Origin of the sequence: Bacillus sp. FSL K6-0268 (genome assembly GCF_038005425.1) — a bacterium.
GTDB classification, from domain to species: domain Bacteria; phylum Bacillota; class Bacilli; order Bacillales; family Bacillaceae_G; genus Bacillus_A; species Bacillus_A thuringiensis_S.
In genome coordinates this window covers 5722600-5741237 of sequence record NZ_JBBOTF010000001.1, presented here as the reverse complement: position 1 = coordinate 5741237, position 18638 = coordinate 5722600, and the positions used below count along the sequence as shown (strand labels likewise).

Genomic DNA, 18638 nt, shown 5'->3' with positions numbered 1-18638 from the left:
AAAAAATTAATAGCAGTATTTATATTCACCCATGTCTCTTTTTTCTCCACTATAGTCCATACCATATCTATGAAAAAGTCATAAATTATTTAAGTATAAAAAAGAAAGTGTCGATAAAGCTTTAATTATTAGATTTCACTAGAAAAACACATTCAATATTCTCAATAGAGGTGAAGACTTTGCAACCCCAAATATCAATTATCCTTACTAGTTATAATAAGCCATCATTAATTAATCAAGTTATTGAAAGTGTTCTAATGCAAACTTATAAAGAATGGGAACTTTTTATTATGGATGATAACTCCTGTCCAGAAACTATAAATGTCATAAAAAATTATCTAGAGGATCCTCGAATTACTTATACGAATAGTTTTATACAAGATGATGAACGATATAAAACTACAAGATATGCAACACTTATCAATGAGGCACTACCATTAACTTGTGGGGATTATATTTGCTATTTAACAGATGATACTATATACCTTCCAAACAGATTAGCTGAAATGTTGTCTTTCTTAGAAAAACATCCTGAAATTGATGTAGTCTACTCTTCCCAATACGTAAAATATGTTGATTATAACCTACAACCTACAAATGAATTTGTGAGAGAAGCTTCGGAAATTTTATATACAGCTGCTAATGTTGTAGATCATTGTTCAATTATGCATACTAGAAGAATATTATTAAAAGTCTATGAAAAGTACTGTGGATATTGGGATACAAATCCTTTATATTGGTTTGCTGGAGATGCAATGTTTTGGAAACGCCTAAATACATTTCAACCTTTTTATCCCATTAACAAAGTGCTCGATATTACTTTTAAAACACCATTCTCTTTCCAAAACCTATATGCTAACCTCCCTTCAAAAGATTTAAATGGTATTTTATTTAGTAATTCACAAGGTAAAGTATTTTTAATTGATAACTTTAAACGCAGGCTTATTTCGAAAGATATGCTTTCTTACTTCAAATATAATCAAAATGAAATTGTCTTAATTCCCGATCCATTTATCTACAAATATACAGAAGGGCCCCCCATAACCCTTACAGAGTCAATTCCAAATCTACGGGTTGTGCAAAGTGAAAAAGGAGAGTTATTTTATATAGAAAATAATCAAAAACGTCCATTTATTGACACCATTGCATTTCGCAAATTTAAATTTTCAGTTCAAGAAATTATTAAAGTTTCACAACGTAGTTTAAATCAATTTTCAGATGGACCACCTATTTATCCAAATTTATCTCGTCACGCGGTTTTACCAGAAGGAAAAGTATTTATCTACCATCACAATTATTTCATCATGACAGATTATATGCTTCATCCCATAGATAAAGATATATTGCAAAAACTATATTTATTAAAGAACTGTATACCGATTTCAAAGACCAATTTATCCTACTTTAAGATGGGCCCTCCTATTTCAACATACCCCTCTTACCTAGCTGAAAAATACTTAGAATAGTACCAAGAAAGAGTATTATCAATAAAACAATAGAAGAAGGTTCTGAACTAAGTACTATGCTTGCCTATAGTATTGAATTAAACGAACTGTTAGAAAATGAACTAAATAAAAGTCCATATTGTTCTACTAGCATCTCCTAATAGGGTGATAGAATTTATTTAGATGATCAAAGATTCTTCTTAACTTGTAAAATAAATTATCATAAAAAGAGGACGCAAATAAAAATGCGTCCTCTTTTTATATCAAATCAAACTAATCCATTAAAATCCTTTTCATGAATCCGAATAAGTAATGTTTTTAAGAAAAACAAGATCTAACATCTTAGCTGTTACACTAAATAGATTTACATAATTCACAACTATGACAAGTATTACATATCGCTTAAGTTTCGTTACCTTTTTCTGTATATAATGATAAAAAAATTGTGAATTTTTATCGCATTATGCAAGACATTTAATATCAAATATATTACTTTTACTATGAATTAAATGTGTTTATAGGACTTTTCTAGATAAACAAGGTGCTAAATTAATTCTTAAGAAGTCATTACTATTTCATTTATCTAAAAATTGAAAAAATATGTGTAGATAGATATCATCTTAAATACATATATAATTAACTTTAATTTTCTGACAAGATTTCACATAATTCTTAAACTAATTTTTTACGTGCATTATGAAAAAAATTGCACCGTGTCAGTCTTTAAAAGATTATATATCATAACTTTAAGAGAGGAAGAAAAACTATGAAGATGAAAAGAAAAATCATTATGACAACAGCACTTGCCGCTACGTTAGCTACAGGTGCACTACCTACTACCTCGGTGTTTGCTGCAGAAAAAGAGGCTCCTATTCAACACAAAGAGGCACAATCGAGTATTCAACCTTTGGCACAAAATAATTTGGAAACAGCCGTTCAAGCTGCCTTAAATGGTCCAGAAGTCAAAAAAATTAAAGTATTTGAACATGAATTTAATGTAAAAGAAATAGAAGTAGTAAACCTAGGTGCAGGAAAAAAATATGTTAAGGGGCAAATTTCTCATCATTTAAGTTTTCGTCCAGATGATCAATTTTATTATGAGTTTACAGTACAAGATGGAAAGGTACTAGATAAACCTGTATTTAATATTGATAGAGGTGGTTGGACACCATTTGCCGCTCCACTTTTATCAATTCTTGCTGCGTATAATGGAATTCCAGTTAATCCAAATGATTTAAATACACTTGGTCAGCAAATTGGTAAAGTTATAGATGGAAGCTGGGAACATGCAGCCCAATCAATTGCAACTGTAGTTAGTCTAAGTTTTAATGAGTAGAATTTTTCAATTTTTATTAGCAGTGTAGAGATCCGCTTTTTGTAATCAGCCTTGTTATAAGAGATTCTAAAACAGCTATTAATAAATTTTTACCACTCAATCACATTATCTTGATTTGTTTACCACCTTATTATTCATTATATGTCACAAAATGGAAGTCTTTTTTAGGACTTCTGTTTTGTTTGTATTCAATGCAATAAACAGTTGTTTTTTTGGGAGGCTATACTTCGATTTTTCAATAATCCATTTGGCTATTAGAGACAATTTATAATAACAAATTATTAAAGTCTCAAATAACTTACTCCCCCTATTGTTAATTATTTTCAAATACAAAAATTTATTATCTTAAGAATGAAAAACAATAAATATAGTAAAAAATTATCTAACAATTGTTTAAAGGTCAGGAGAGAAAAAATGAACAAAATAAAAATGAGAAATTTCTTTAAAATTAGTATCCTTACTTGTATTACACTAGCAAGTTTAAGTACACCATCTACTATTTTAGCTAATAGTCATCCAGGTTACTCCTATGAATCCAATATAGGGTATCAAAATCCATCGTGGATGGCGAAAATAGAAGATTCAACAAAAATAAGTGAAATATCTATTCCAGGGACTCACGGTACAATGGCTTTACATGGAGCAAGTTTTATTGATGAAAATTTGACAAGAAATCAAACTATGAGTTTATCCCAACAATTAAATTCCGGAATTCGATATGTAGATATGCGTGTTAAACGTGTAAAAGATTCTTTTGCAATGTATCATGGTGTTGTAAATCAAAAAGCTGTGTTTGAAGATGTATTGAAAGAGACCATTCAATTTTTAAAAGCTCATCCAACAGAAACAATATTAATGCGCTTAAAAGAAGAAACTACTCCTGAAAATGGATCTCTATCATTTGAGGAGATATTTTTAAAATACAAAAACGTTAATGCTTCATATTTTTGGGATCCTAATTCCGTACAAACTTCAGATAGAAATAATCCTACTTTAGGAGATACCCGCGGGAAAATTGTAATCTTACAAAACTTTACATCCACTCAATTGTACGGGATTGATTACGAAGGTTTGAATATACAAGATAAATTTGAAATTGGAAGCGGACCAAACGAAATATACACAAAATGGATTGCGATAAAAAACCATCTACAAAATACAAATACTAACTTTAATAATGGAAAAATTCACCTCAACCATTTTAGTGGTACGGGGGGCGCAGCCGCATTTTTAAATAATGTATATCCTTGGTTTGTTGCAAGCGGAAAAGAAGGCAGAAATACTGACAGTAGTCCTAAATTGATTCAAACGAATTCCACTAATGCGTGGAGTGATTTCCCTCGCGATAGAAACGGACAAGTATACTATGGGGGGATGAATATACTTGGGACCGAACTCTTACAACAAGGCGCAATTAAACATTCTGGTATCATCGCAGCTGATTTTCCTGGTCCAGGTTTAATTGATAGTATCATTAAATTAAATGGTATACATTCAAATGAAAAAGAAATATTAATTTCGCAAATAGCATCTGAATCTAGTCCTTTATCAGGGCAACAAAATCGATCCAGCCAAAACTTTAAAATTGATAGTTTACCTGTAGGTACAAAAGAATTAAAATGGGTTATTGAGCCTTCAGAAAAAGATTATCCTTCTACTATTTCTTTCAATGTAATGATTGATGTTTCCCTGGGAATAGATTCCACTCGTTGGAAGAATATTTCACATGAATCTAAGACTGAAGCTTACACAAATACTAAATATTATATTGCAAGTCCAATTGGTGCCACTAGCAAATTCACAGTGAAAATTTACGCTATTACAAATTAGAAAAAAAGAATCCCAATGGAATTCCATTGGGATTCTTTTTTTAATTTCATTTCGTAAACATTAGGATAGCGATTAAATTTTATCCCGCGTTAACGGGCGCCCGTAAAAGCCCGATTGGTGAGGGCTGATAATCAGTCGGGGATGAACAAAACCTCCACTGATTACAGTTTCACTTTATTAACATATCATTTAATCCATTAGATAATTATATTTGGAACAGCCCTTAATTTTTAAAGAGCAATCCAAAATTGTAAACTATCTTTTTCAGCTTATCATTTATTCAAAACTGGCTTCCAAAGCGATAAAGCAAAAATCCAATTTGAGTCGCCATTTCCTTGATGATTTTGAACCGCTTCGTACACTTTCCCCTCATGTACTACTCTATCACCTTTAGTATATGCTTTTCTTGCATCCCATTTTTCATATGCGGAATTCTCTGACTTTGTTGTTACATTCAAAACATCACTTCTACTAGATTCATTTCCAGCTAAATCAACCGCCGTCACTACATAATTATACGATGTATTAGCCTTCAAATCTTTATCCATAAAGGATGTATTAGCCGCTGTTCCAATTTTATTCATAACCCCAGCGCTTTCTCTATATACAATATAATGGTCAACACCTACATTATCTTCTGACGGACTCCACATTAAATCAACAGTTGTCGATGTTGTACCCATACTATGTAATCCTTTTGGTTGAGTTGGAGCCTCTATATCGGGGATTGTATGTGTTGTCTTAACCTTCAGTTTTTCACTTTCTTTTGATATGTTTCCAGCAGAGTCTAATGCCTTTATTGTATAAGTATATTCCGTATCTGCTTTTAATTTTTTATCAATAAAAGTTGTACCTGGTACCGTATCAATTACTTCTCCATTACGTAACACTTGATATTCTTTTACACCTATATTATCAGTGGAAGCCTTCCATGTTATTTCAACACTATTGGCAGAAACTTTAGAGGCATTTAATTCAGTTGGTTGACTTGGAGCTACTGTATCAGGAGTTTCATTATTTACTAAATTTACATCAACTACATTATAAAAAGCATTTGACGTATCTGCTACATCCCATACAGCTAAAATAACATGATAACCATTACGATCAGTTGGTACATTAATTGTATGTGTTAAATTATTTGATGCAGCCGAACCGTCATGTTTCACAGTTCCGATTGGTTCTAATTCAGCACGTGTTAATGGTTTGTTAGGATCCCATCCCTTTTTTGTAATGTAATAATGCCATTTACTTGTAGAATGTGCTGCTGTATATTTCCATGTAAATGTATTTACTCCACCTTTAATTGTGTTTTTGAACCAACGATTTGATGTTTGTTGGTCAAGAATACCTCCAAACAACCCTCCTGCCGAAGCGATTTTCCCATCAATCGGTCCACTATCTGGAAATCCTTTAGGTGCTTCTAGACTTTGAGGTTCGTACATTACATTTCCACAATTTAAATTTAATACCCCATAATTCTGACTACATAAAGCAGCACGACTACTCGGCTTTTCAACAAACCCATGTGCATACGCACTTTGAGGAGCCATTGTGATTGCCGTCATGCCTGCAGCCAAAACACAAGCACCAATCCCCTTTTTACTTGTTCTTAATCTTTCCAATTTAGATGTTAATTTCAATTTCATTTTTGTCCCCCCAATATATTGCTTTCGCTAATATAATAGCAATATAAGGATAAACGAACAAATCATCAATTAATATATTAATATCTCTCATAAATTGGTGCATTTATTATTATTTTTAATCTCCTATAAAAATAAAGTAAATACAATTACGCAATTTTGTAACATTATGTATTAAAAGAAGAATAAAAACTCCGTTTAATTTCACAAAAAATTCAAATATTAAAACAAAAAAATTCCTCATATAGGAAAAATAAATTTTTTATATTACAAAAAGCAAAAAAGTCTGGAAGAAACCGATTATATCCGTTTCTTCCAGACTTTTTTGCTTTTATACCACTCACAAATCCTTTAACCTTAAACATTTACACTTGAGGTTAAAACACATATAATACCCCTACTAATTCAAACTAACGCTTAATTACTCATAAAATAGCTTAAGGTATCTAGCTTAACTGTATTTTCTTTATTAATAGCTATTTTCTATCCTGTATTTCCTTACTTTAAACAAATTATCAAGAGATTGTTAACGTTTAAGAAAAGAGAAAAGATTTAAAATCCCATTTTTAATTATCACATTTTAACAATTTATTATGTTATTTTTAGCTAATAAGGCACAGAAACAAAGGATGAACTTCAGTGTGCTTGAGAACGATTTTAGGGTGAAACGTTTAAAGGGTATTTTAGTACTGAGTTTTTATTAAATGTTCCTGTACCTAATATTTAAATTAACGTATGTCAAAATATTTTACAATACGAGTATTAAACGTTACATATTTTTATATAAAATGATACATTTCATCAACACACCTCTTCTGATCTTTATGATAAATATAGAAAATCCAGCTCTTTAGGATTTAATTTTAGAATTCTCATAAAAGTATATAATAGATTAGACACATAATTGTCACAAATTAATAGTTTATCTACTTTATGATTACCTATGAAAACTTTATTACCACTTCAATATTTACTGCTAAACTAAAGCACTCTATACCTACAATTTCTTAAAACCCTTTTAAATAATCTTTCAAAAGAGTCGATAGTTTTATATTTTTTATTGTACATTTGTACATTTGATGTTAGGATTATGCCTATTAAAATTGAATCCTAACGATTCTTCTTTATAATCTCCATGTTTTAATTGTTAAATAAAAATATAGATTCTGATATATATTTAAAATCAGAACGAAAATGTCGTTATTTTACAATGATGTCGTGGAATACCTTTAGAATGGAAAGATATATGCAACAACGTGTTAAGGGGTTACAGGGGGAACAAAAATGAGAGACTTTTTTGATGATAAGTATAAAAATATTGAATTGAAAAGGAGGTTAATAAATTTAATAAGTGAAATTAGCGAATTCAAAGGAAAATTAGCTGCTTATCAGGAACAAAACAAGGACATATTTAATAGCTTAGAAAAAACTATACCACTACATTACATAAAAAATTTCACAACTATTTACGAGGATATAAAAGTTCCTAATAAAAGATTAAAAGAACTTATTTTAGATGATATCGTACCTCAAAATATTTCGGAAGATGCTATTTTTTGCTATTATCAAACACTTTCTTTTGTACATAAAAACTCCTGTACTTTATTAATCAATCCAGCAACTATACAGGAATTACATTTTCAACTAATACATTACATTACCTCTGACAGTGCCAAATGGCGTGAAAAACCTTTTATTATTCCAGGAATTCCAGAACATGGAATGCACTTGAATAGTTACCGCATTCTTCCACATGAACTTATTCCACAGTTTATGGAGCAATTATGTGATCAATACAACTCATTAAATACTAGTAAGGGGCTTCATTCACTTTTATTAATAGCTCGTTTTATATTAAATTTTTATTGCATAGTCCCTTTCAATCAAGGTAATAACAGGTTGGCATTTATGTTAATGCAATTGCTGTTAATTAAGAGTGGACATACATTTGTAAAATATGTATGTTTGGATAAATATATTAAGAAACATGAATCTGATTATTACAATTCGATTTATAAATCTTCGGTGAATTGGTACTGCGAGGAACATAATAATAGCTTTTGGTTAAAAACGTTTTTAACCATTATATTAGAGGCTTACAAAGATCTTCATAACACAGTTCTAGATTCTATATGTAAACATACTAAAGTTGAGAGAATTCAGGATTTTATACTTAAACAAAAACAACCCTTTACTAAAGAAAGTATTCGTAACACTTATCCAGACATTGCAGAGAGTACAATCAGTAAGGCTTTAAATTCCTTGCAACTGTTTGGCCATATTAAGCTAGTTACAAAAGGAAGAAATGCAAAGTGGATTAAAATTTGACCATACTTTCAAGACACCTGAGGTTCAAAAATTCAATAATAACTTTATCATTGAATTTCATTTTAATTTTAAGCTATTATTACTTTTTTAGTTATTTCTAATTCCAACAAAACAGTTTATAGGAAAAGGTCCGCTTCCCTCCGCCTTTTCCTATAATAAAATTAAATATAAACATAGAATAATTGTCGAAAAAAGTCGCATTTTAATATTTTTTCTTTATTTTCTGGTTGTAAACGTTTCACTTTCATGTTACCATCTTAATCAAACAATAGATGGTAACATGAAAGTATTTCTTTCCCTTAGAAACATATAAACGTACGGTAATATCAAGAAAATAAGGCCAAAGAAATATTTGATACCTACCAAAATAATTAATAGGAATTTTGTTGCGCTATTTTTTCTGATAATTAAGAAAATGCATTTTGTCCCTAAACAAAATTTGTTAGTGCGCAAAATTCAAATACACTAGAACACCCAAATAAATGAAAAATGAATTCTTCCTACAAAATTTAGCTGATTAACATAAAGACATCTAAATTACTACCTTTATCGCCATCTATTGTTGACAACATATTTACCAACTAAAAAAGAACCTATCAAGGGTTCTTTTTATTATAATCATTCAAATTTCAATTCTATCTTAATACTTAAATTTCCACACAAATTACATCTGCTTTTTGCTCTCAATTATTGAATTAATAATATAGCACATCAAATTTATTAATTCTTATCTCCAATTAGTTTAAATTAGTGAATAAAATTCAATCATATAAAAATAATAAATACAACTAATCGTTATATATTAAAGAGGTGTCAATTTTGTCCTTAAATGAAGAGACCTTAGAAACTAAGACAGATAAAACCATTGAAAAGATTCAAACAAGTAACTTAAAACAACTTAAAAATACACTAGATAATATCTTTGATATTAGTGCAGATTTAATTGAACATCCTTTGCAATTAAAAACAAACACGAATATTTTACTATATTATTTTGAAGGCCTTACAGATGGTGTTGCATTAAAAAACAATGTTGTTACACCATTATTACAAGAAGTAAATGAAGACAGTCAAATATTTAATTCTAATATTATTGCTACTCATACCAAAATAGTATATACATGGAATGAAATTAAAGAAGGGTTACTTGAGGGGCAATGTGTACTGTTTATGGAGGGAGAAAAGCGGTCACTTCTAATAAACACAAAAGGCTGGGCAGAAAGGGCGATTCAAGAGCCAATTTCAGAAGTTACTATTAAAGGATCCCATGATGGATTTATTGAAAATGCCACAAAAAATATAGGTCTTATTCGTCGATATATTCCTTCTACAGAGTTAAAGATCAAAAAGCTGACGATTGGAGAACGAGCCACTTCTATAGTCTATTTAATTTACTTAGGTGATGTAGCAAACGCAGATGTAGTCCAAGAAATAGAAACTAGAATCTGTAAAATCAAAACAGATGCGGTATTAAGTATTGGAGAGCTATCTAATTATACAAAAGATCAAAATTGGACTCCTTTTCCACAGGCTTATTTAAGCGAACGCCCAGACGCCATTTCAAATCATATACTTGATGGGAAAGTAGCAGTGTTAATGGATAGATCACCTGGTGCAATGGTTGTTCCTATGAATTTGATTGGATTTTTTCAAACCCCAGATGACTATAATATTCATTGGCTCATCGCATCATTTTTTCGCTTATTACGATTTGCAGGATTTATTATAGCTATTTTTTTACCCGCATTTTATATTGCTATAGTCTCTTTTCACTTTGAAATTATTCCTATAGACTTATACACTTCTATTGCAACATCAAGAGTCAAAGTCCCTTTCTCCCCCTTATTGGAAGCTTTTATAATGGAAATTACACTAGAAATGCTACGTGAAGCTGGCATTCGCTTACCACAACCAATTGGACAAACTATTGGAATCGTTGGAGGGATTGTAATTGGACAGGCGGCTGTTCAAGCTGGTCTTGTTAGTAACGTTATGGTTATTATCGTATCTATTACAGCCATTGCTTCATTTATTGTTTCTAATTATGATTTATCAAGTTCTATACGCCTTATCCGTTTTCCAATGATGTTATTGGCTTACTTTTATGGGATTGTAGGTATTGTTAGTGGATTAATGCTTTTATTTGCTCATTTTGTTTCACTAACTTCCTATGGTTCACCATATGGAATGCCAATCGCACCATTTCGTCTCCAAGAGTTAAAAGATTCTTTTGTAAGATTTCCTATTTCGATGATTACCACCCGCTCGAGTACAGGACAGCCGAAACAAAGAAAGAAAAAAGAAGGTGGTTAACATGGGAAATCTTAAGTTCCAAAAAGTAACTTTATTCGAATTTATTATTTTCATTCATTCGCTTCAACTTGCATCTGGTATGTTAATTATGCCAAGCCCCCTTGCTACTAATGCTGGCACAGATGGCTGGATTTCGATCATTCTCGGATGGATAGTTACTTCTATAATCGGGGTATTTATTATATTAATGTTACAAAAAAATCCTAACAAAAATTTCTCACAAATCTTAAAAACATACTTTGGTAAATGGATAGGGACAATTCTTTTTCTTGCATATGCCTTTTATCTATTTTTTGCTGGATTTAATACTTTATTAAAGGCAACCGATATTGTAAAAGTGTGGATATTCCCTTCCACTCCTGCTTATCAAATCACCATATTATTACTATTACCTTTTATTATTTTAACCCTGAGTGGGTTAAGGGCTCTTACTAGTTATTCTATGCTTGTTTTCTTCTTCACTACTTGGATGCCACTATTTCTTCTTTTTTCACTAAAGACTAACTACAATCCTTTACACCTACTACCTATATTTAAAGAAGGATTATACCCTATTGTAAAGGCAACAAAAGAAACCATTACTCCTTATGCTGGCCTAGAAATTGCATATTATATATATCCATTCTTACAAAAAAAGCAAAAAGCCATAAAAGGACTACTAATAGCGAATACTGGAACCATGTTTTTCTATCTATATGTTACTATTCTTTCTTATATATACTTTAGTCCAGAGGGGATAAAAGACGTAATCTGGCCAGTATTTCATCTGTTAAAAGGGGTTCGTTTTTCTTTCATGGAACGATTAGAAATTATATATATCGCTTACTATTTAATTGTATTTTCCACTACGATATATCCGTATTTATTTTTCAGTTTTGAATCTGTGGCCATTTCACTTCAAAAAAACGCCCGCAATTGGGCGCTGCTTGCTTTTATGTTATTTATAGTTGGCCTATTTATTTTCCTAAATCCCGATGTGGATCAATATTTGTTTATATATTCTCTTATGGATATCTTAAATGTCGTTTTCTTTATTCTATTACCAATCTTATTTTTCGCTTACAGTATTCTTTTTACTTGGATTACTAGGAGGAAACAACTTTGATTCGAAAATGGATATGGATTGTAATTTGTTGTGTATATATAATTGGTTGTAGTCAGAGAATTCCTCTTGAGAAGGTTTCATTAATCCTGTTAATTGGCTTGGATAGAACCCCTAATGGAGACATAAAAGTTGGAACAAGCATACCACTCTTTCATCATAAACAGCAAAAAAGTACTATAGAACATTGGACACAAGCATCAACTGTATATACTGGATTCAGTAAGATAGATACGAAGTTAACGGGCTTTATGACAGCTTCCAAAGCTGAAATCATTTTAATTGGAAAAAAATTAGCGCAAGAAGCAAATTGGCTGCAGGAGCTTGATTCTTCTTACCGTGACCCTTACGCTACCATTAATGCTAAAGTAGTACTTGTAGATGGACCTGCAGAACAAATTTTTACAATTCATAAGCCTAGTAAACCATCACTTTCATCTTATATAAATGGTGTAATCGAATCGTCAATTCAAAATAACCAATCCGTCTCTTCTACAATTCAACAATTAATGAGAGAACAAAATGAAGAAGGAATGACGCAAACTGTTCCAATTATCAAAAAAACAAAGAATGAAATCGATACAGTAGGAATTGCATTTTTAAATCGAAAAGGGAAATATTTAACTCATATCCCTAAAAAAGATGTTAAATTTTTCAATCTTATAAATAAGCAAAAAAGTAGCGGGCGAATGATACTACACCTTGCGCTTCCTCCTAAAAAGTCCAACAAAAAAACAAACACTTCTATATTCGTACAGAACGCGACAAGGAAGGTAGTTGTTAATTTTCAAAACGGAAAGTTTGTATTTAATCTCGATATTTACGCTAATGTAGCTTTAATAGAAAAAACCAATCCGAATTCAATTAAAGGGCACTATGATAATAAAAAAAATATAAATAATTTAAAAAGTGCTATTCAAAAAGAAATTAATAATAATTTACAAAATATGTTATATGAAATACAGCAGAATAAAATTGATCCAATCGGATTATCCCAATATGCTAGAGCATTTCAATATAAAGAGTGGAAAAAAGTAAAAGGAAATTGGTTGCAAGCGTTAGCAGAGGCTAAAATAAATGTAAAGACACACGTCAAAATAAAAGATACTGGAACCATTAGAAATTAGACTAGTCTATTCTTCTGCTTAAAATTATTTCTAAGTAGAATTTTCCATCTTCTATAATTATTATGTAAAAGATAATAACTCAAAGAAAAATCTACTGGTTAAATGCTAACCAATAGATTTTTCTTTTTTATCTAAGGATTCTTTTAAAGGCACAACAATTTTACTGTAGTAATCAAGAACTGGTTTCTAATTTAAGTTACTGGAGAGTATAATCCCTACCAGCTTTCATCCCAATAGCAACTCAATGATATAACATTAAAGATATAACCCCTTAACTTAGGGATTTTGACTTTTCAAATTTATACCAATGTCTTAGCTCTATGTACTTTGATATATATGTCCACATCAATATGTTATTGCATCATATACTGAATAGATAATTTAAATTACTTTTAAAAAGGATGATGAGGATGAACCTAGATGATATACAAAAATCCTATGGCGTAATTGTAAGTTTAGGAGGCTTGTGTCAAGTCACTAACCAAATCAAAAGGCACCATTTAAGAACATTTTCTGGACCTTTAGATTGGTTTTATTATCCATCACTTTCAGATGTAAACAGATTACTTCAAAATCGATTTGAAAAATTTATGAAGTTGGAAAATATGGTCATAGAAGGTTCAGAAAGTTACGGTCTTATTGAATCAGAATTTGATAATCAAACTAAATGGGCAGAACGAATTACCTATTGTATAAAGGACACTTATTATAATTGTTTTTCAATGCATGACTTTCCTATTGACTCAGAAAAGGATTGGAAATCAACCTATCCTTCTTTTAAAGCTAAATTAGACACTAGAATTAATCGATTCCTTGAAAAAATAAATAGTAGTGAATCAATTTTATTCATTAGGATTTGGGGAAATCGAGATGAAGCGGTTGAATTAAAAAACGTATTATCCGAAATTACAAATAAAGATTTTAATATTCTTATTGTCAATTTTAAGGAGGATATATCTAATATCGTTGAACAAAATTGGGGAATATCGAGGGTTTGTTCAATTGAACTCCCACGTTATCAGGATAGATGGGAAGGTGATGATTCCGATTGGAATTATATTTTAAATAAAATAACATTAACTTAATACTTTTCTTCTTACTTTTAACATGATTTTTCCAGTAAATTAAAATAGGTGTAGAGAAATAAAATTCCCATCTAATTGATACACACTTAATTAATAAACCGTTCATATAATAACTCATAAGTCCTTCTTTATTGAATAAATGGTTCTTTACAAAATTGATTCCATCACTAGAGCACCTTTATACGGTGCTCTTTTTTAAATTTGTAAAATCTACAATGTAATATTTGTTCACTCTTCCTTTAAATAGTTAATTTCCTTCTTAGATTTTTCATTATAAGCTTCTTTAATTCCCTTGATTCCCCTCCCCTTCTTTTATCTTACAAACAAGTAATTTCTTTCATTAGTATTAAATAAAATAAAGCATTGATTTTAGAATAACCTAATTTACATAAGATTGAGAATAAACTACAGTGCATATTCTTCACGTTTAATCAGCATTTGAATTATAAATCTAACATATATTTTTTAGTTGATTGTCATTATGGTACAACCGTGTATACATTTATCAAACAAACTACATAGTTTAAATTAGTAAAATATATAGAGAGGAAGGAAAGAAATTTATGAAAGTCATAATTTTGTGTGGCGGAAAAGGGCTTCGGATGCAAGGAATTTTAGAGGACATTCCCAAACCATTAGTTCGAGTTCAAGGAAAGCCTCTCCTCTTGCATATAATGAATTGGTATAGAAAATATGGACATTCTGATTTCATTTTGCCCCTAGGATATAAAGGTGAGAAAATTAAAGAATATTTTATGGACTTTAGCTGGAAAGAGAATGACTTTAGTTTGAATTTTAAAACCAATCAATATACGCTACTTCAGGAATTAGAAAATTGGAATATACACTTTATAAATACAGGAATTGATACAATGACCGGGGCAAGGCTAAAAAAACTTGAACCCTTTGTACAGGATGAAACCTTTTTATTAACTTATGGCGATGGATTAGCAAATATAGATATTGATCAACTAATAGCATTCCATAAAGAAAAAGGAAAAATTGCTACATTAACTGGAATTAAAAAAAATAGTCAATATGGCCTATTGACGGTCGAAAATGGAATTGCTATTGATTTTAAAGAAAAACCATTACTTGATGAAGTAATTAATGGCGGTTTTTTTGTATTTAACAAAGAAATATTCGATTATTTAGGTGATAGTGATGATTGTGTTCTAGAAGAAGATCCTCTTCGCAATTTAATAAAAGACAATGAGCTCGCAGTCTATGAACACAATGACTTTTGGGCTAGTGTCGATACACCTAAAGATTTAAAAACTGTAGATGAAAGTTGGAATCCTAATAAATTTTAGTGGAGAGGACTGAATAAACATTGAACTCTAATGATAAAAAAATAAGTTTACCTCGATTGTATATCCCCTCTAATGAGAAAATAGTTAACCCGCTTTCAACAGGAATTAAAGCTTCAAATCTCTCCAAAAAAAATACTCAAAAAAGAATGAATCCCCAATTCTATAATCAACAACATGATCTAAATAATCATTTCTGTGTCATTGTAGGTAATGAATATGTCTTGAAAATCATTGCTTTACAGCAATCATTAATGCAGTACTCAGAAAAATTCACATTGTGGATTTGTTGTATAGACCCTTTTGCATATTCACTATTAAAAGAAATGAATTTAATTAATGTAAACCTTTTACAAGTTGAAGAATTAGAAGATAGTGAACTAAAAGCAATTAAAAGAAAAAGAAAAGTAAATGAATATTGTTGGACTTTAAAATCTGTCTTGATAGAATATTTATTGGTCAATTATGATTTACCATCTATTTTATATTGTGATGGTGATTTATGCTTTTTCTCTGATCCTAATATTATTTTTGAGGAATGGGGTGAATACTCTATTTTCCTTACCCCCCAAAGAGATCGTGATTGGGTAGAAAAAATGTATGGAAAATATCAGGCTGGGCTAATTGGATTTAAGAATGATCTCTATGGACTAAAAAGTGTAAGATGGTGGAAAAATAAATGTCTAGATTGGTGCAGTGCCGAGGCTGAGGAGGGGAAATTTGGAGACCAAAAGTATTTAGATTATATCCCTATATATTTTCCAAAAGTAAAAATTTCAAATAACTTAGGTATAAATGCTGCGCCTTGGAACTGTATATATAATAACGATTATAAAATTGACAAGACTAAAAACGATGTATTTATTGAAAACGACAAACTAGTTGTTTACCATTTTGCATGTATTACTATCTTTAATGAAAATGATTTTGATCTTTGGTCTTTAGGAGCAATTTCAATACCCAATAATATATTAAACCATATTTACACTCCGTATTTAGAGAGAGTTCAATTTGTTTTAAATCAATTAAAAAATAAATTCAATAAAGATACTAAACAATTTTTAAGTAAAAAAGATATAAATAAAGCTCAAACCTTATATAAAGATTCACAATTAAGAAGAAAAATGAATCAATCCAATCATTTTATGAACTTTTCCATGATTATAAGTAAAGAACGATTAATTCAAGGATTGACCTCTTATTATTCCTTAGAAAATTTCAACGCTAAATTTACTGTATGGATTTGTTGTATGGATGATTTAACTTATCAAATATTAGAGACATTAAAATTAAAGCACGCCATACTAATTCCAGTAAAAGATATTGAAAATCATGAACTCCTCAGTATAAAAAATGATAGAAGTTTACAAGAATATTGTTGGACATTAAAAGCGCCCCTATGTCTACATGTCCTTAGTCTTTATCCGGAAGTTGATCACATTATATATTGTGATGCTGATATGTATTTCTTTACAGCACCTAATATCATTCTTGATGAATGGTGGAAATACTCTGTATTCCTTTGCCCTCAAAGAAGCTCTACTGAAATTGAAAACATACACGGTATATATCAAGCTGGTTTAGTAGGCTTCAAAAACGATCAAAATAGCAAAGAAATTTTAACATGGTGGAAAGATAAATGCCTAGAATATTGCAATAATCATTATGATGTTGAAATGAATAGATGGGGTGACCAAAAATATTTAAATCACATTCCTAACATCTTTTCTAATATAAAAATCATGACTCATAAAGGTATTGATGCAGCACCTTGGAATGTCATTTTAAATAGCAGTTCTATATCAAAAACAGATAAAAAAGTTTTTATTGATCAAGATGAATTAATAGCTTTTCATTTTGGAAGTATGCAAATTATTAATCCAAATGAGTTCGATTTATGGAAACAAGAAACTTTAGAATTACCTCCAGAAGTTTTAGATTATATATACATTCCTTATATTGAACAATTGAACAAGACATGTCTTACCCTTCATAATACTTTTCAAAAATCCCCCTCCTCTTTATTTGCTGACCAAATTGATACAACGACAATAAAAAATTATTTTAAATACTCCTCCCCTCATTACAATTAAGACTGATACTCTCCTTATTTAAAAATAAATCTTAATAAAGGATAGATTTTCACTATGATTACTTCATTTAAAAATAAAACTTTCCTTATTACTGGTGGATACGGTTTTATTGGTTCTCACTTGGCACGAAGACTTTTAAATTTACAAGCACGAATTGTTCTTTTCATAAGAACACCATCAAATTTTTGGAGACTAAAGGATATTATAAAAAATATTGAAACCTATGAAATAGATATACGAGATAGAAAACAAGTACAGGATGCAATAAAGAAAGTTAATCCGGATTATATCTTTCACCTGGCAGCCTATGGTGTAAATTCTGCCCATACAGATTACATGCATGCTATAGAAACAAATATTATAGGGACATGTAACATTATTCAAGCAGCAAAATTGGTGAATTGTAAAAAAATTATCAATTTTGGGAGTAGTTCTGAATACGGTAACAAGATGGAACCTATTCATGAAAATATGTTACTAACTCCTGTGGATATCTACGGAAGTACCAAAGCTGCTGCTACTATACTCGCCCATCAAATTGCTAGCGAAAACAGCATTAATCTTATAACATTAAGACCTTTTGGCATATTCGGAGAAAGCGAGGAGCCACATAAAATTTTTAGCTATATAATCTTGCAAGTATTACAAAACAAAGATGTAAATTTAACTTTCTGTAATCAATTAAGAGATTATTGTTATATAGAAAATATAATAGATGCCTGTATCCTAGCAGTAGAGAATACTACTGTACAAAATGAAATCTTTAATATTGGGAGTGGCACTATTTACCCCTTGAAACATTATGTAGAATTATTATTCAAACATTTGAAAACCAATTCCAGACCAAATTACGGTGCAATTCCATCTAGAACGAATGAAAGATGGGTTCCTGAAGCAGATGTGCAAAAAATAAAAAACTCTCTTTCCTGGGAACCTAGAATTAATATTGAAGAAGGAATTATAAAAACTGTTAATTGGTATAAAAATAATAAACATTTATACCTAATCCCCTAAAAATAGGGT

Annotated in this window: 12 protein-coding genes; 11 read left to right on the top strand and 1 reads right to left on the bottom strand. The window is 30.2% G+C overall.

Going from position 1 to position 18638, the window contains the following annotated elements; translation table 11 throughout:
• Nucleotides 1–179 precede the first annotated feature (179 nt).
• From MHI28_RS29810 to MHI28_RS29800, 3 genes are all read left to right on the top strand, one after another.
• Entirely contained in the window at nucleotides 180–1466 is a 1287-nt protein-coding gene (locus MHI28_RS29810) for a glycosyltransferase family 2 protein (RefSeq protein WP_001183018.1), read from the top strand.
• Nucleotides 1467–2211: 745 nt separating this feature from the next.
• Nucleotides 2212–2781 carry a hypothetical protein gene (locus tag MHI28_RS29805; RefSeq protein ID WP_000782791.1) on the top strand — a complete coding sequence of 190 codons (570 nt, stop codon included), beginning with the start codon at nucleotides 2212–2214 and terminating at the stop codon, nucleotides 2779–2781.
• 414 nt (nucleotides 2782–3195) lie between these two features.
• Nucleotides 3196–4611 (top strand): phosphatidylinositol-specific phospholipase C, encoded by a 1416-nt coding sequence (locus MHI28_RS29800; RefSeq protein WP_001033595.1) that lies wholly within the window; start codon nucleotides 3196–3198, stop codon nucleotides 4609–4611.
• 272 nt (nucleotides 4612–4883) lie between these two features.
• On the opposite strand, the gene MHI28_RS29795 is transcribed toward MHI28_RS29800, so the two are convergent.
• The gene (locus MHI28_RS29795; RefSeq protein WP_000769023.1) at nucleotides 4884–6260 is read right to left on the bottom strand and encodes a lytic polysaccharide monooxygenase; all 1377 of its coding nucleotides are present in this window, start codon (nucleotides 6258–6260) and stop codon (nucleotides 4884–4886) included.
• A 1281-nt stretch (nucleotides 6261–7541) separates the two neighbouring features.
• On the opposite strand from MHI28_RS29795, the gene MHI28_RS29790 reads away from it, so the two are divergent.
• The 8 genes from MHI28_RS29790 to MHI28_RS29755 all read left to right on the top strand — a co-directional run bounded on the left by MHI28_RS29790 (nucleotide 7542) and on the right by MHI28_RS29755 (nucleotide 18629).
• Nucleotides 7542–8585, top strand: a complete 1044-nt coding sequence (locus MHI28_RS29790; protein WP_001204206.1) for a Fic family protein — start codon at nucleotides 7542–7544, stop codon at nucleotides 8583–8585.
• An 819-nt stretch (nucleotides 8586–9404) separates the two neighbouring features.
• A complete protein-coding gene (locus tag MHI28_RS29785) occupies nucleotides 9405–10898 on the top strand; it encodes a spore germination protein (RefSeq protein ID WP_340828417.1) in 1494 nt (497 codons plus the stop codon).
• Nucleotide 10899: 1 nt separating this feature from the next.
• Nucleotides 10900–12003 (top strand): GerAB/ArcD/ProY family transporter, encoded by a 1104-nt coding sequence (locus tag MHI28_RS29780; RefSeq protein ID WP_000527367.1) that lies wholly within the window; start codon nucleotides 10900–10902, stop codon nucleotides 12001–12003.
• A complete protein-coding gene (locus tag MHI28_RS29775; RefSeq protein WP_000619984.1) occupies nucleotides 12000–13127 on the top strand; it encodes a Ger(x)C family spore germination protein in 1128 nt (375 codons plus the stop codon). Before MHI28_RS29780 ends, MHI28_RS29775 begins: the two co-directional genes overlap by 4 nt.
• 410 nt (nucleotides 13128–13537) lie before the next feature.
• Nucleotides 13538–14212, top strand: a complete 675-nt coding sequence (locus MHI28_RS29770; RefSeq protein ID WP_001046794.1) for a papain-like cysteine peptidase — start codon at nucleotides 13538–13540, stop codon at nucleotides 14210–14212.
• Between the two features lie 563 nt (nucleotides 14213–14775).
• On the top strand, nucleotides 14776–15525 hold the full coding sequence (locus tag MHI28_RS29765; protein WP_000864426.1) for a sugar phosphate nucleotidyltransferase: 750 nt from the start codon (nucleotides 14776–14778) through the stop codon (nucleotides 15523–15525).
• Nucleotides 15526–15545: 20 nt separating this feature from the next.
• The gene (locus tag MHI28_RS29760) at nucleotides 15546–17615 is read left to right on the top strand and encodes a hypothetical protein (RefSeq protein ID WP_001087537.1); all 2070 of its coding nucleotides are present in this window, start codon (nucleotides 15546–15548) and stop codon (nucleotides 17613–17615) included.
• A gap of 54 nt (nucleotides 17616–17669) precedes the next feature.
• Entirely contained in the window at nucleotides 17670–18629 is a 960-nt protein-coding gene (locus MHI28_RS29755) for an NAD-dependent epimerase/dehydratase family protein (protein WP_000633065.1), read from the top strand.
• Nucleotides 18630–18638: the final 9 nt, after the last annotated feature.

What these genes read in the sequence shown, in the direction of transcription:
- MHI28_RS29805 (WP_000782791.1), top strand. Translation starts at nt 2,212, where the DNA reads ATGAAGATGAAAAGAAAAATCATTATGACAACAGCACTTGCCGCTACG.
- MHI28_RS29800 (WP_001033595.1), top strand. Translation starts at nt 3,196, where the DNA reads ATGAACAAAATAAAAATGAGAAATTTCTTTAAAATTAGTATCCTTACT.
- MHI28_RS29795 (WP_000769023.1), bottom strand. Translation starts at nt 6,260, where the DNA reads ATGAAATTGAAATTAACATCTAAATTGGAAAGATTAAGAACAAGTAAA.
- MHI28_RS29790 (WP_001204206.1), top strand. Translation starts at nt 7,542, where the DNA reads ATGAGAGACTTTTTTGATGATAAGTATAAAAATATTGAATTGAAAAGG.
- MHI28_RS29780 (WP_000527367.1), top strand. Translation starts at nt 10,900, where the DNA reads ATGGGAAATCTTAAGTTCCAAAAAGTAACTTTATTCGAATTTATTATT.
- MHI28_RS29770 (WP_001046794.1), top strand. Translation starts at nt 13,538, where the DNA reads ATGAACCTAGATGATATACAAAAATCCTATGGCGTAATTGTAAGTTTA.
- MHI28_RS29765 (WP_000864426.1), top strand. Translation starts at nt 14,776, where the DNA reads ATGAAAGTCATAATTTTGTGTGGCGGAAAAGGGCTTCGGATGCAAGGA.
- MHI28_RS29755 (WP_000633065.1), top strand. Translation starts at nt 17,670, where the DNA reads ATGATTACTTCATTTAAAAATAAAACTTTCCTTATTACTGGTGGATAC.